Below are 15884 nucleotides of genomic sequence, written 5' to 3' on the forward strand. Positions count from 1 at the left end.
TGTAGATGGCTGATATAAAGGATTTTAAACATGCTATTGTTCGACAGAAGATTTTAGATGCAGTACGAAAAGACTTAATAGGACCAACATCAGATTGTGAACAATTGAATGAAGTACCAACGAGTAGTTATATTACGGGATTATTATATCCTGCTGATACAGATGTAACGGAAGATGAAAATTACAATGATGTAGAGTTTACAGAAAAGAATTTCGATGCTGATGGAGAAACTTTGGAGGCAGGAATTTTTGAAGAAGAGGAACCAGAGGATAGAGTAAAAGGTGGTTTTCAGAAGCCGTCTTCTATAGGTGTGTCTTTCTATGTCTCTGATGATGTTCAAAAGGTTAATGCTTATATTAATTGGGGAAAGTATTATGCAGAACAGGTGCAAGGTGAAGTAATAGATGAAACCTTAGAAGAAGATGCAGAGAATAAGAAAAAGAAGAAACATACCATATATATTCGTGAGCAGATGAATGATGTTGTGGAAATCGATTTTAATCAGGTGGGGCGTTCGAAGCAGATTCCACTTGAGTCTAATGGAAACATCTATATCTATGTTATGAAGATGCAGTTAGACAATGGATACAAGATGGTATCGGTTTATTTGCATAATAATGATAAGTCAGATGGCGATGAAAAAGAATATGAAAAGGTAATGTTCCAAGTGGAGATGCTTATAGCAGATGATTTGATGAGTCCTATTTTTGTACCAGAATATCTCTGTAGAAAAGTTGAATTAGAGGATGAATATTATTATAAAGGCAGACCAGTTTATGCAAGAGGAAGAGGTTGTACTGCTACTTGGGAAAAGAAAGCAGAAGAGATAAATGCAACTGCTATAAAATCATCATTTATTCCAGATTATGAAATTCCAAGTGTAAGTGCACAGATAGATGATATGACGGAGCATGCCTTTTCGATGCTTCAGATGGGCTCACCAAAGAAAAAGTCAGAAGTTATTCAGAATCTTCGTACATTGACAGAAATGTATGGAAGTTGGATTACAGATGCATTGACAAACGACGAAGCTATGCATGATGATAAATTTAAGGCAACAGGTCAGACTATTATTGATAAATGCAATGATGCAAATCGTAGGATGAATGCTGGAATTGATTTGATTGAAAACAATGATAAGGTATATCAAGCGTTTGTATTTATGAATCAAGCAATGTATTTACAGAGAAGTATTACAGCTTTTTCAAAAGATTATGGTAATGGCATTCCTTGCAGCTTAAGAGATTATATGACTGATATGCCAGAAAAAGGAAGAAAGAAAGATCACAGTGAGTGGAGACCATTCCAGATTGCATTTGTTCTTTTGAATTTGTATGGGATTATGGATGGTGAGTCTCCGGAACGAAATATTGTTGATTTATTATACTTCCCTACTGGTGGTGGTAAGACAGAGGCATATTTAGGGCTGATTGCTTTTACTATAGCATATAGGAGACTGACAGCTTCAGATGAAACTGATTATGAGAAAGATGGTGGAGTAACAGTATTTTTAAGGTACACGCTTCGTTTACTTACAACTCAGCAGAGAGACAGACTGATGCGTCTTATTGTTGCGATGGAACGACTGCGAGAAGAAAACCAAGAACTATATGGTAAGGAAAGAATTTCAATTGGATTTTGGGTTGGAGGTAATGTTACCCCAAATAAATTTAGCGAATACAGTGATTCGGATCAGTTTAAGAAGAAAGAATTTATAAGGAAGCTTACAAAGCAGATTATTAAATGCCCTTATTGCGGTAAGGAAATCACACGGGATGAATATGACATCAATGAAAAGGGAAAGTATGTTAAAATTCATTGTGCAGATAAGAATTGTATGTTTTCGTTAAAAACAGGAAGAACCATACCGGTTTATCTTGTTGATGAGGAAATTTATGCAAAGTGTCCTACTGTGATTATTTCTACGGTAGATAAATTTGCTAGACTTCCATGGTCTGAACGAGTTGGTTTGCTATTTGGCAGAACAGATAGATATTGTAGTAGATGTGGACATATTGCTATTGGAGAAAAGCATGCAGGAAGACATAATGCAGATGTCGCAGCGGGATTGGAAAAGGCTGAAACAGTTGCATGTAAACAATTCTATCCTCCTGAGCTAATTATACAGGATGAGCTTCATTTAATTACTGGTCCTCTTGGAACTATTTATGGTGGATATGAAACTGTTGTAGAAGAGATGTGTTGTATTGAGAAGAATGGAAAGAAGATTCGCCCTAAGTATATTGTTTCAACAGCAACTATTAGAAATGCTGGGGAACAGATTAAGTTTCTTTATGGGAGAAATGAATTTGCACAATTTCCGCCAAGTGGCTTTGATACAAGAGATTCATTTTTTATTAAGGAAGTACCGCTTCCAACTGAAAATTTAGTTGATGCTTCAGAAGAAAAAATCAGTAGAATGATTAGTGATGGAAAAAAGCCATTTCGTCAATATGCTGGTATATGTGCGAGCGGACAATCTGTAAAAACAACTCTTATTCGTTTGTATTCAATTATTTTGCAAACAGCACTAGATATAGCAAAGGATCCGGAATATGAGGATTATATTGATCCATATTACACATTGATTGGGTACTTTAATAGTATTCGAGAATTGGGTGGTGCAGTGCGCCTTCTTGACGATGATATAGCAAGCCGTATTCGTGTTGTAAAGAATAAATATAATAGCTCAGAACAGAGGTATCTCAGTTTTGAGGGAAAGAAGGAAATTACATCTCGTATACCTTCATGGGAGATTGCGCAGGTTCTTGAAAAGTTAGCAATTTCTTATGATAAAAACAAGAAGAAGCAAGGCTGTTATGATGTTGTTATTGCAACTAATATGATAGCGGTAGGTATGGATGTTGACCGTTTAGGACTTATGTCAGTTGTAGGTCAGCCAAAGCAGAACTCTGAATATATTCAGGCTACAAGCCGTGTGGGGCGACAGCATCCAGGAATTATTTTTACTGTTTACAACCCATACAGACCAAGGGATTTGTCTAATTATGAGAATTTTGTTGGTTTCCACTCTCAGATGTATAGATATGTAGAAGGAACTACAGCAACGCCATTTGCAGCCAGAGCTAGAGACAGAGTATTACATGCATTGGTAGTTTCTTTACTAAGATTACAGGTAGAGACGATGGCTGATAATGGTGGAGCATCAAACATTAATGATATTTCTGATGAACAAATCAAAGATATAAAAGACAAAATTCTTGAGCGAGTTAAGATAACGGCACCATCGTCTTATGTAGATACGGAGAAAGAAATGGATGAGTTTATCAATACTTGGAAGAACATTGCAAAAGACGAAAAGCTATATTATTTTGTTCCAACAATAGCTGATGATAAGAAGAGGCTGCTTACATATTATGGCGAATATTATGGAGACAAAGAAAAACCAACACTAAGTTCTATGCGTGATGTTGAGCAGTCGTCAACAGTATTTTATTGGGAGGGTGTCTGATGAATTTTTATAAAAAATTGGGCGAGATTCGTCCGAATCAGTTAATAACTACATATGGACCAGGCTCGATAATGGATGCTGTAAATGATTCATTGACAGTTTTAGATATAGAGTACTGGGATACTAACAATATTGGTAAAGAAATTAGAGATGCAAGATTGGCTAGTTATATGAATGTTCGACGATTCTTTATGCCAAAGACAGGTGGAAAAGAGGATATTCCTGTTGTGTCATTCCCATACTACCATGTGTGCTCAAAGGGAACTTGTAAATTTTTATTTGATATGAGAGATTACTTTGATTTGGATCAGTACAAAAAGAATCAAGGTGAAGTGAAATGCCCTAAGTGTGGATTTCCAGCATATCCTTCGAGATTTATAACAGTATGCGAAGATGGGCATATGGACGATTTCCCTTGGAGATGGTGGGTACATCATGGAGAAACAAGTTGTAAAGAAGATATGTACCTAAAATCAACGGGCAATACTTCATCACTTGCAGAACTCCGTGTTGAGTGTAATTGCGGTGCAAGGAGAGATATGTCTGGGGCAATGCAAAAAGAAAAATTTGCAGGTCTATGCTGTTCAGGAAACCATCCACATAGACCAGGAGCAAAGACGAAAATTTGTAAGAAGAGTGTAATACCTAGCCAGCGTGGTGCATCTAATGTGCATTTTACAGTCACAAGAAATGCAATATCAATTCCGCCTTGGACAAATCCTATTAATGATATCATGGGTGCACAAAGAGCAACTATTGAAGCATTGGTAGAGGCTATGGGAGAAGAGGCAGGTCTTTCATTTGCTTATCAGAAGTATTTTGGAGATAAATATTCTTATGAAGACTTTAAAGCTGCCTATGATAGATTAAGCCAAAATATCAAAGAGTTTATTGAACTTAAAGAAATGGAGTATGCAGCTATTACGCATCATGAGGATGTTGAGTATCAACATGATGTTAAGTACTTTAAAGCGGAAGAAGTTGCTTTGAGCGAAAGCTTAAAAGCGTATATTTCTAGGATTATTAAAATACATAGATTACGTGAAGTACGAGTTTTGACAGGTTTTACAAGACTGGAAGCACCAGAACCAGAAGTGGATGAGCAGTCACATATCGTAAAATTGAAGTGCTCTTCGGGAGAAAAATGGCTTCCGGCAGTCGAAATTAATGGTGAAGGTGTATTCATTGAATTAAATAAGGGAAAAATAAATCAGTGGATGCAGATAGAGACTGTGAAATCTCGTTCCGATAAATATGAGGAATGCTATGCAGTATATTGTCAGAAAAAAGGATGGGAGAATTTTAAACCAAGAAATGCAGAGTATGTGTTGTTACATACACTTTCACATATGCTGATTAAGGAAATGTCTATGCAGTCAGGATATTCGTCATCTGCATTACATGAGCGCATTTATAGTAGTGAAAATATGTGTGGAATTTTAATTTATACAGGTGCGGCAGATAAGGAAGGCTCACTAGGTGGACTTGTTGAACTAGGTGGAATGAATAAGTTTTTACCGCTTTTAAAAGGGGCATTAGAGAATGGTTTGACATGTACAACAGATCCAGAATGCTTTATGAAGAATCCGACAAGTGAGAGATTAAATGGGGCTGCCTGCCATTCTTGTACTATGATATCAGAAACTGCATGTGAAAATGGTAACCGCCTACTTGATAGAGCATTAGTTGTACCGGTACCGGAGCATGAGGAAATGGGATATTTCAGAGAATTGGTGAGAGATTTATGTGGAATACAAGTGTAAAAATCGAATATATCGCAGGTCTGATTGTAGATGCACTTGAAAATTATTCTGTTAATGGAGAGAATGCACAGTTTTATTGTGTGATTGAAGAGCTTAGAAAACATTTTACTAATTGTTCCGAAGAAGAGATAACAGATATAATCAGTCTTTGCATGAAAATGTATTCGTCAAAGAAAATTGAACACGCAGAGCTTGTTCTTACTGCACCAGATTCATTCCGTGTGAAAACATTAAGAACCAAAGATACAATGCGTAATCTGATAGAGAATACAGAAAAGAGTCTTACTATAACTGGTTATTCAATCTCAGATTATTTTACCGAAATGCTCGATGTTATTATTAAAAAAAGCCAGCAAGGAGTATATGTTCGTTTATATGTGAATGATACAGAAAAGCAGAAGGAAGTGCTTGACAGACTGATGTCATATCGTTCGCGATTCTTACAGATATATGAATATCAAAAGCAAGAAGATGACAAGATGGCAGCATTGCATGCGAAACTTATTGTATCAGATGTAAAGAAATCACTGGTGTCGTCAGCTAATCTTTCATATCACGGAATGCAAGGAAATATTGAAATGGGATTCTTGATTGAATCCCATGATAAGGCAAAGCAGATAGAAGAGGTTATGAAGGAAATGGTAAGAATGAAGGTGTGTGGCAAATATAAATAAACTGTTTGAATGGATGCGAAGGAGAACGTATGGATGATATAGAAGACACTAATTATAAGTTTTATTCCCAAGATATTGAAAATATATGGTATATATTCTTTTGTTTAGCAGATTCAGCATTTTCGTCTGTAGATGTATCTTATGGAAAAAAAGGACCATATATGTTATCCGGAGAGACAATGATGTCAATATGTAAAACCCTAGAGACTATTGATTTTTGTTGTAATAGAGATGCCTATTCGGATGCGTATACTTTATTACGGAAGTGTAGAGATGATTTAATGCAGTATTTATTTGTATTGAATGTTATACAGAACAAACATGGTTTAACGGATGAAGAAGCAGAAAAATTCAACATAAACTCGGAATCTATGATGAAAATGATAGAGTTAGATGTGTCTATATTGGTTTCAGGTGAAAGAAAAACAGACGCAGAACTAGCTATGGAAAAATGGATTTATAATGTATTGGAAAGCTCAGAAAACAATAAGGATAGAAAACAATTTTTTGATACATCAAAATACAAATCATATTTGGTAAGTAATAATGAAAAGGTCAAATATATTTTTGATAATTTTCTTGTAGATAAGTGGTTGAGAGAGGACAGAAAGTTAAATAATTATGTCCATGCGAATGGCATTAGATTTGTAACGGATAATTATATATATCAGAACAAAAAGGAAGATAAAGATAAAGAGCTTATAGAGACACTTCAAAATATTACAGATATATTTTTGAGTTTGTTGTCAGTTATAGATAGTATAAAATTTCATTCTTCGGATTATCTTGATGCTTTAGAAATGGATATGGAACCTCAGGAGGGAAGTCAATATTGGGTATGTCCAATAATTGTTGAATATATGAATGATAGGTTTGATAAGAAACTATTACAGTATATTCAGGATAATGAAGAAAATGGTATGCGATTTATGGCAGAATATTATGCTGATTAATAAATACAGGAGGCGATTAAATGACAACCGAATTGATGAGAAATTTGCTCACAAATGATGAGAAAATAACAATTGAGTACAAGACATGTCAGCATGGGATACAGGCAGATGTTTATGAAACAGTGTGCTCATTTTCTAATAGATATGGTGGCTATATTATCATGGGCGTAGAAGATGATGGAACACCAATCGGGATTAATAGAAATATGAGTAAAGATATGAGAAAAAACTTTGTTAATCAGCTTAACAATCCTGATAGAATGTCACCTACACTATATCTTTCCATAGAAGAATTTGAATATGAAGGTAAATTATTATTATGGGTGTATGTACCACCAACATCAACTGTCGAAAAATGTATTAATAGAATATATGACAGAAATGAAGATGGGGACATGGATATTACAGATTCACCTATTCAGTTACAAAATATGTATAACAGAAAAAGCAACACATATGCAGAGCATAAGATTTTTCCATATGTTACGAAGGATGATCTTCGTATTGATTTAATGGATAAAGTAAGAAACTTGGCTAAAAGTAAAAATCCGGACCATCAATGGCTTACAATGTCAGATGATGAAATTATGAAGAGTGCCGGATTATGGGAAAAAGATTTTTCATCAGGTATTCAAGGATATAATCTTGCAGGTGTGTTATTGTTTGGCAAAGATGATGTGATAAGGTCTTGTTGTCCTGGATATATTACCGATGCATTATATAGGGTTGAGAATCTAGATAGATATGATGATAGATTGCAGGTAACAACTAATTTAATTGAGGCATATGATCTTTTAATGGAATTTGTTGCAAAGCATACATCAGATAAATTTTGCTTAATCAACAATATTAGCACGAGTATTAGAGGTATTATTTCAAGAGAGGTTATTGGTAATATACTTGTGCATAGGGATTATTCAAGTGCATATCCAGCAAAGGTGATTATCGAAAAGGATTGGCTGAGAACAGAAAATTGGTGTATTCCTAGACGCCATGGAAATATTATGAGTGATGAGTTTACTCCTTATCCAAAGAATCCTTTAATTCAGCAATTTTTTGCTAATATTGGTAGAACAGATACTATTGGTTCGGGAGTAAGAAATCTTTATAAGTATACACCGATGTATTCAGATGGTGGTAAGCCAGAGCTAATTGAAGATGATGTATTTAGAATTAATATACCATTAGACAGAATAGCTGCAGATGAAGCAACAGAACAGAAAACATTATCTGAAAGAGAACAGAAAATTTATAATATGATTTGCGAGAATCTGCATTTATCAGTTGAACAGGTAATGGCAGAATTGGATATATCAAGATCAACGGTGTTTAGAGATTATGCGAAAATTAAGAAAGTAACAGGTGCCGTTTACGATAAAAAGACTTCAACATGGACATTGTAATGAGACAGTCTCAAGTTAGTCTCAACAAAGTCTCATAAATTTTGATACTTTATGAGACTGAAGAAAAATCTAAAAACGTGATAAAATAGGGACTTTTAGCGTGTCGGAAAAACTTAGTCTCAAGTCAGTCTCAACTGAGTCTCATTTTTAAGATGAGATTATGAGACTCAGTTGAGACTAAAAATGATTAATGAATTTATATGATTTATCGATTGGAGAAGATAAAATGAATCAATTTCTATCAATAGCATTAAAAACACATTTTGAAAGTCTGAAGGTTGGCGGAAAGGGAGAAAATTATTGGCAATGTTATCAAGCTTTTTTAAAGTACTGTGATATATATGGAGATTGTGATCTTAAGGATTTATTCAATAACAAATTATTAAGGCAGGATATAGTGTGCGCATGTGCGTCATATTATAATTCTAGCGCAAAGGCGCATAGAAAAGAGGCAGTTAATAGATTTTTGTCTGCAATCGATTTGTTCTATAAAAACTATATAAAAAAGATGGGTGGGATAGAATGTAGTGCACTTGAAGGTGGATGTAGGAACAATGAAATGATTGAAGATATTGAAAAATGTCTCAATACAAAATTAAAGCAAGAAATATATTGTCCGATAGATGATAAGATTGAAATTGAGATAATAAAAATTTGTAATAATCTAAAAAAGAGTGATTTTTATAAATTCGGTCAGAAGATATTATGCAACCTTCTCTTAAAATATGGATTTAAACTAAACTTATTAGTAAACTTAAAAAAGGATGATGTAAATGACATTGATGGAATTATTACAATTAGAAATAAAGATAGTGTAATCAATCTAAGTGTGGATAAGTCAATGGTATCTGATATTAGACAATATAATATGGTACATAGATATCCTAATAGAGAATATTTCTTTTTGAATACAAAGGGAAAGAAGATTACCTCCAGTTCGGCACTGGCTACGATACAAGAAAAATTAGAAGAAGTTAATAACATAAATACAACAACACTTGCATTAAAGGGCGTTTCAAAACTTATTCAGAAAGGGCTGACTCTAAGTGAGATAAAGTATCTTACGGGGTTTGAAACTAAGAAGATAGAGGATGTTTCTAGGTGGTTGATGAATCAGGAAGATGTAGAAAGTGTTATAAATAATAAGCTTAATCTAATTGATATATAATTGAACGCAAAATCATAGACAAAGAAAATAATAAGTAATGAGAATTAGAAATCCTTTTGAGAGATTATCAGATTGGCAGGGAAATTATATAGAATGTCTCAGTAGAGCATGTGTAATTTTGGAAGTAGGATTAAAGTTTGCATCAGAAAATTCAGGGAGTTTGAAAAGCAAATAAAAGGAGATAAACGTCATTTGGGAGTTTATTGTAGTAATGCCGAACCTGAACTATGATGTTCCTCAAGATTTTGAAGAAAATGAGATAAGGTCCGAATTGGAAAGAACAAGAAAACAGATTATTTCGATACAAATAAAGAAATAAATAGCTCTATTGCTGCAAAATTATTGAAAGTGGAAATAAAGAAGTCGGAAAAGGATAAAAGATGAAAGTAAAATTAGAAGACATAATCGAGGCAATGGAATTTGCCAATATGGAAACAGAATATTATTATGATACCCACAATGAAAAAGTTCTGATGTTGTTTGATGGAATGGTGGATGGTGAGGACAATCCGCAACTCTTTGAAGATATTAAAGAGGGATTTGTTGAGGATTATATACCGTTACCGGGACAATACGATATCAACGAGTATCGAATAATGGAAGAGTTCATATACGAGCTTCCGGCGGGAAAGAATCAGGATGTATTGGCAGGGGAAATCTAGGGTAGAGGTGCTTTTAGAAGATTTAAGGATAAATTGTATGACTTAAATCTGGAGAAACATTGGTACCAATATCGTGATGAAGCTTATGAAAAAATCGCAACGCAATGGTGTGAAAGATATAAGATTGATATTGTTGAATAAAAGAAAGGGGATACTATGATACCCACAGAAGATATTATATCGATAGTGAAAAACACAATTACTGCATCAATTAAATGTAACACCTATCGGGGATACATTGGTTGGAGCAGCTGCGATAATATTTGTATGGATATGCATGACTGTCTTGATATGTGTGCTGAGACTTTAGAAATGCGTGGTTATATGGTTGCACTTGAGGCGGCTACATATATCCTGGTATCTGGTGTTAAGTTAGCATCTCATGCAGATAGTAGTTCGGGAATGCTTACAGATGTTATCATGTGTACATACGAATTAATAGAAAAATGCGCAAAAGAAATCGAAAAACAGGACAAACAAATGCGGGAACAAGCATTTGCATTGATTATAAAAGAGGCAAAAAAGAGTGTATTTGATGGTTGGACTGACTGGCGTTATGACTTGCTGAAATGTGGGATTTGCCTATGCGATGAAAAGAGTGCAAAGAAACTTGAAAAGGTTTTGGATACCCTGTTGGAAATTTCACGGGAGGATTATTACCCGGAATATACGAAAAAAGAAGATTTGATTGTAAGATACCTTTTACATAGACATTTATATGGCAAAAAGAATACGCATGAGGAACTATATCAGAATATTTCGATAAATGAACTCCGTATTATAGCTATTAAAGATGCTATGGAAGACAAGAACTATGATGAGGCAGAGAAGCTTTGTTTAGAGAAAGCAAACGAAGAAGAGACATGGCATTATCATAGTAGCGATCCGGAAGATTGGAATAACGTGCTATATGACATATACAAGACAGCAAACATTGCGGAAAAGCAAATCGCACAGGCAAAAAAACTGTTATTAATGGGAAATGAGAAGTTCTGGGATGTTTTGAAACAGATTTATAAAGAGCACGACGCATGGAATGAGAATTACGAAAGCTTATTAGATGAATTAAAGAATAGCAAGCGAACTGTTTGCTATCGTACTGTTCTTATTTCTGAAAATGAAAAGAAGAGATTGCTTGACGATGTAATGGAAAATCCGTATGATTTGTTTTATTATGGAAAATATTTGGTAAAGGATTATCCGGAGCAGGTATATGAGTTATGTTATAAGGAAATAAGTGAGAGTTGTGCTCAGGCAAAGGATAGACGAGAATATAAAAAGATAACAAAGAATATTGCACAGCTTATAAAATGGAAGGGTAATGATACTGCTAAATCTTTAATTGAGGAATTGATGCAGAGATATCCAAGAAAACCAGCATTGTTGGATGAATTGGAGAAGGTGGAGAAGAAATTGTAATTCAAATAAAATACTGGGATTTTAACATAGTCTCACCAGTCTCAAAATATTCTTGAGACTGGTGAGACGTAGATGAGACTAACCCCAATAAAATGCTCTTTTAATTTTGGAAAAATCAATTAAATTCATTCATAGCATCTGCATATTCCTGTAATCCATTAGGTTTGCAAGCCAATTCAGCATACAGCAGAGGACTGTCCTGTGTCAGACGATATAGATACACAATATCATTCGGTGTATCAAGCAAGACAGATGAATTGCATTTTTCACAACTGATAGTAAGAGGCGTGCCGGTATAGGTATCATTGATGGCATTAACAATAACGGAATCTGTGTCAGGTTCATACATACCAAACAGGTAACAAGGATTATTTTGTTTCATGATGTTCTCCTTCCCACAGATACTTAGCACCATCAAGCAGGTCAATGATGGCTGTAAGCAGATTGTTATAATCGGTCTGTAGTTCTCTGATTTCATCGCTTTTAGGAAGACTGTTTAAAGCTTGATGTTCACAGCATTCAATAAATGATTTCTGCATTTCAAGTAATTGTAGATACAGAGCATTAACAGTCTGCACAAGAGGATATATAGTTTCTTTCTTGCCGACAACGCAGATGCGGTTATAGATGCAGGAACGGACAAAGTAATCTTTTTTCATCATGCCGCTGGCAAGAATACGAGCTTCGATTTGTTTGCGTTCAGCATCGCTGATTCTAAAACTTATAGTTGGGTGTTTGTGTTGATTGCTCATAGAAAAGCTCCTTTCATAGTGGTGGTGGCAGCAGGCACGGTGAAGTACCCGTAAGCCACATTTGATTATTCTTTTTTAGTAGTAAAAGTAGATTATATCTGCCGTGGATTTCGTAGATGCAATATTGAATAATTGCAACTAATTTGCTACTAAAGTTTTTGAAAACGATATGAAAAGAGTAACATTAGATGAAACAGATGCGGTGGAATGCCGCATAAAATCAGCATTTTTGATTTGATAATACTTCCTTGGGGAAGAGTTTGAATAGTTGGAGCTAAGCTGTAAAGCCTTTATCTACAAGGGTTTTACGTAAGCGCAAAATAATTCGACGGATTGTGTTGCCCTAAAAATCATTCCATAATAATCAATAGAAAATGCAAGCATTTCACTTCATCTTCTCTTGCTAGAAATGATAGATGCGAGCATTTTACTCTATCCGATTTATGGAGGTGTGCTCATGAGAAGCAAAAGAATACCTACCGAAGAACAATACCGTCTCATCATGGAATGCCGTCAAAGTGGGTTGACAGATCATCAATGGTGTGTGGAACATGACATTAAACCGGGAACTTTTTACAACTGGGTAAAAAGGCTGCGTCAGAAAGGTTGTGTGGATTTGCCAGCGTCAACCGGACGCAGCTATCGTGCACCGGAAAGCCAGGAAGTTGTCAGAGTGGATTTTCATGATACTGACCCGCTCCCATATGAACAGCCATTAAATGTGATTCCGGTAGCTACGGAAAAAAATAACCTTTCCGTAGCAGAGCCAATGAAGCTGTCTGTAGGAAGTTTGCATCTAACAATACCAAATGGAACAGATCCTCAGCTTCTGGCTCAAACGCTTCGCATTGTGAAGGAGTTGGAATGTTAGGGGATATCACAGCCGCCGATGAAATCTATATCGTAACAGGCAGAACGGATATGCGGAAATCCATTGACGGGCTGTGTGCTATTGTAGAGAATCAACTCCATATGGATCCAAGGCGAAGCGCCCTGTATCTTTTCTGTGGAAAACGTTGTGACAGGATCAAAGCTTTGCTTTGGGAATCTGACGGATTTGTGTTGCTGTATAAACGTATGGAAGTCCAGGGCAGATTCCGCTGGCCCAGAAATCAGTTGGAAGTAAAGCAACTGACCTGGCAGCAATTCGACTGGCTCATGTCCGGTCTTGAAATCGAACAACCAAAAGCATTCAAACCTACGGAATGATTGTGTAAAACCTCTATGCCAGCCAACAAAAATGGAGAGCTTTCCACACCCTGTATCATGTCTGCAATCCCTTGTAAATACTGGGTTTTCTGCTTCCTTTTCATTGCTTTTTATGGTATAATAAGAGCAGTAAAAAAGGAGCAGAAGACATATGGCTGGTAATTCAAAAGATTCAAAAATCCTTGCGTACAAGGACATGATCAACCAACTGAATAAAACGATTTCCGCACAGACAGAACTGATCCAGTCTTTACAAAAAACATTGGAAGCAGACCGTCTGGAAAAAGAAAATCTTCGTCAGCAGATTGAATATCTCACGAAGAAGCTCTTTGGTACTTCCAGTGAAAAACGGAAAGATATCGATGGTCAGCTGAATCTTTTTGATGAAGCCGAGCAGGAAGCAGATCCGACATGGAAACAGGAACTTCCTGATGACATCACTGTTCCGGAACATAAGCGAAAAGCACGACGGACACATGCGGATCTCTTTAAAAATGTTCCTTCCTGCGACGAGATCATTTCTCTTCCGGAGGAGGAGCGGAACTGTCCAACCTGCGGAACGCAGATGGAATGTATTGGGAAAGAATTCGTCCGCCATGAATTCCGGTTTACCCCTGCCAAAGGGAAAGTAGTAAATATCTATCGTGAAACCTATAAATGCCCGGAGTGTGCCATATCAGAGGAACACCCGGATGATCAGACATTTGTCAAAGCGCCTGTTCAGGAACCATTGATCCCGGAAAGTTATGCATCGGAATCCGTTGTAGGATGGGCAATGCACCAGAAGTACCAGAATGGTCTGCCATTAAACCGGCAGGAATCGGAATGGAAGCAGCTGGGTGTCCCATTGAGCCGGGCTACGCTTGCTAACTGGATCATTTACTGTACCGAGAATTACCTCTGCCATGTTTATGATTATTTTCACCGTCAGTTACGGATGCGTAAATATCTGATGGCAGATGAAACTCGGGTTCAGGTACTGAATGAGCCGGAGCGCAATCCTGAAACAGATTCCTGGATGTGGCTCTTCCGCAGTGGAGAAGATGGGCTTCCGCCGATCCTGCTCTATCATTACACAGAGACAAGGGCAAAGTTCCATGCAGCATCTTTCCTGCAGGGGTTCCGTGGATATCTGGAGACCGACGGATACCAGGGTTATAACAATCTGCCGGATATCAAACGCTGCTCTTGCTGGGCACATGTGAGACGTTATTTCACAGATGCCATACCGAAAGGGAAAGAGTATGATTACAGCCTTCCGGCGGTGCAGGGAGTACAATTTTGCTCCAAGCTGTTTGATTGTGAGCGGTACTCAAAAGCAAAAAATCATACTGCGGAGCAGAGAAAACAGTTCCGTCTTGAAAAGGAGAAGCCGATACTGGAGGCATTCTGGATTTGGCTGGATCAACAGCGTCCAAACAAGGGAACCCGTTTGGCGAAAGCGGTGAACTATGCCCAAAATCGGAAAGACACCCTGATGACCTATCTGGAAGATGGTCATTGCAGTTTATCCAACAATCTTAGCGAGAATGCAATCAGACCATTCACTGTTGGTCGGAGGAACTGGCTGTTCAGTGCCAGTCCGAAGGGAGCGGCCTCTAGTGCTATTGTGTATACAATGGTTGAGATGGCAAAAGCGAATGACCTGAATACCTACAAATATCTGACATACCTCTTATCACAGCGGCCAGACGATAAAATGTCAGATGAACAGCTGGAACAGCTTGCCCCATGGAGCGAGACTGCGAAAGCAAACTGTCAAAACTAAACATAGAGCAAAACGCTTGCATCTATCATTTTGGTGCAAGCGTGATTCATGGGCAGCGTAGCAATATTTTGCGCTTACGGTTTTACAGCTTTTCCTTTATAGAATTGCATTTTGATTGCATTTTTTTATTCAACTGCTCTGTGATAGAGTGCTGTATGCTGATTGCTGGTGTAATCGGCAACACTGGTTGTTGCCGGAGTATAAGTGAGAACGCCAGTTAATTTTTTGGCAACTTCCACGTTGGTGTTGGGATATAAATGTCCGTAGGTTCCCAACGTGGTCTGTATCTTTTCATGCCCCAGACGTTCTTTAATCAATAAAGGATTTTCTCCCATACTGATGAGCAGGGAAGCATGGGAATGTCTGAGTGCATGAATCTTGATACGGTGTACTCCTGCCAATCCGGCAAGTTTTTCTAATGCCCGTGGGAGGGTGTGCTTACTGGTGGGAATCCCATTATAGCTTAGTACAAGGTCACAGTCCTTTAAAACCTTTTGCTGTACTTCTTATAGAAATATATCCAATAAGGAAGAATGATACTATTAAAAAAATAACGGAAAATACTTTTCCACGAATAAATTTTGCAAACCCTTGATACACAAATAAAACCGCCTTCTATCATCAGTGAGTATATCAACAT

At 36.7% G+C, this 15884-nt stretch carries 13 protein-coding genes and 1 pseudogene; 11 read left to right on the plus strand and 3 right to left on the minus strand.

Annotated features, from left to right (window positions below; genetic code table 11):
• Positions 1-5: 5 nt before the first annotated feature.
• From drmA to AC6I5B_RS01865, 8 genes are all read left to right on the plus strand, one after another.
• On the plus strand, positions 6-3473 hold the full coding sequence (gene drmA, locus AC6I5B_RS01830) for a DISARM system helicase DrmA (protein ID WP_004611833.1): 3468 nt from the start codon (positions 6-8) through the stop codon (positions 3471-3473).
• Positions 3473-5236, plus strand: a complete 1764-nt coding sequence (gene drmB, locus AC6I5B_RS01835; RefSeq protein WP_004611834.1) for a DUF1998 domain-containing protein — start codon at positions 3473-3475, stop codon at positions 5234-5236. The genes drmA and drmB overlap by 1 nt, the downstream gene beginning before the upstream one ends.
• Positions 5218-5910 carry a phospholipase D-like domain-containing protein gene (locus AC6I5B_RS01840; RefSeq protein ID WP_004611835.1) on the plus strand — a complete coding sequence of 231 codons (693 nt, stop codon included), beginning with the start codon at positions 5218-5220 and terminating at the stop codon, positions 5908-5910. The genes drmB and AC6I5B_RS01840 overlap by 19 nt, the downstream gene beginning before the upstream one ends.
• A gap of 29 nt (positions 5911-5939) precedes the next feature.
• A complete protein-coding gene (locus AC6I5B_RS01845) occupies positions 5940-6863 on the plus strand; it encodes a hypothetical protein (RefSeq protein ID WP_004611836.1) in 924 nt (307 codons plus the stop codon).
• A 20-nt stretch (positions 6864-6883) separates the two neighbouring features.
• Positions 6884-8266 carry a DUF8451 domain-containing protein gene (locus tag AC6I5B_RS01850; RefSeq protein ID WP_004611837.1) on the plus strand — a complete coding sequence of 461 codons (1383 nt, stop codon included), beginning with the start codon at positions 6884-6886 and terminating at the stop codon, positions 8264-8266.
• Positions 8267-8492: 226 nt separating this feature from the next.
• Complete coding sequence (locus AC6I5B_RS01855) at positions 8493-9434, plus strand: site-specific integrase (RefSeq protein WP_022250161.1); 942 nt, start codon at positions 8493-8495, stop codon at positions 9432-9434.
• A 380-nt stretch (positions 9435-9814) separates the two neighbouring features.
• Positions 9815-10096, plus strand: a complete 282-nt coding sequence (locus AC6I5B_RS01860) for a hypothetical protein (protein WP_243132346.1) — start codon at positions 9815-9817, stop codon at positions 10094-10096.
• A 156-nt stretch (positions 10097-10252) separates the two neighbouring features.
• The gene (locus AC6I5B_RS01865; RefSeq protein WP_497773560.1) at positions 10253-11515 is read left to right on the plus strand and encodes a hypothetical protein; all 1263 of its coding nucleotides are present in this window, start codon (positions 10253-10255) and stop codon (positions 11513-11515) included.
• Positions 11516-11630: 115 nt separating this feature from the next.
• Here AC6I5B_RS01865 and AC6I5B_RS01870 read toward each other — a convergent pair whose 3' ends face one another.
• The gene (locus AC6I5B_RS01870; protein WP_117788357.1) at positions 11631-11897 is read right to left on the minus strand and encodes a hypothetical protein; all 267 of its coding nucleotides are present in this window, start codon (positions 11895-11897) and stop codon (positions 11631-11633) included.
• Complete coding sequence (locus tag AC6I5B_RS01875; RefSeq protein WP_117788355.1) at positions 11884-12267, minus strand: plasmid mobilization protein; 384 nt, start codon at positions 12265-12267, stop codon at positions 11884-11886. Before AC6I5B_RS01875 ends, AC6I5B_RS01870 begins: the two co-directional genes overlap by 14 nt.
• A gap of 457 nt (positions 12268-12724) precedes the next feature.
• Between AC6I5B_RS01875 and tnpA the strand changes: the two genes are divergently transcribed.
• The 3 genes from tnpA (at position 12725) to AC6I5B_RS01890 (ending at position 15244) form a co-directional block, all read left to right on the plus strand.
• Positions 12725-13138: an IS66 family insertion sequence element accessory protein TnpA gene (gene tnpA, locus AC6I5B_RS01880; protein WP_172590409.1), complete on the plus strand. Its 414-nt coding sequence runs from the start codon at positions 12725-12727 to the stop codon at positions 13136-13138.
• Positions 13132-13476: an IS66 family insertion sequence element accessory protein TnpB gene (gene tnpB / locus AC6I5B_RS01885; protein WP_119636218.1), complete on the plus strand. Its 345-nt coding sequence runs from the start codon at positions 13132-13134 to the stop codon at positions 13474-13476. The genes tnpA and tnpB overlap by 7 nt, the downstream gene beginning before the upstream one ends.
• 151 nt (positions 13477-13627) lie before the next feature.
• The gene (locus AC6I5B_RS01890) at positions 13628-15244 is read left to right on the plus strand and encodes an IS66-like element ISRgn2 family transposase (protein ID WP_119636217.1); all 1617 of its coding nucleotides are present in this window, start codon (positions 13628-13630) and stop codon (positions 15242-15244) included.
• Positions 15245-15369: 125 nt separating this feature from the next.
• On the opposite strand, the pseudogene AC6I5B_RS01895 reads toward AC6I5B_RS01890, so the two are convergent.
• A pseudogene (locus AC6I5B_RS01895) lies at positions 15370-15750 on the minus strand (tyrosine-type recombinase/integrase); the annotation flags it as partial.
• Positions 15751-15884: the final 134 nt, after the last annotated feature.

Source organism: Faecalimonas nexilis (assembly GCF_059731825.1).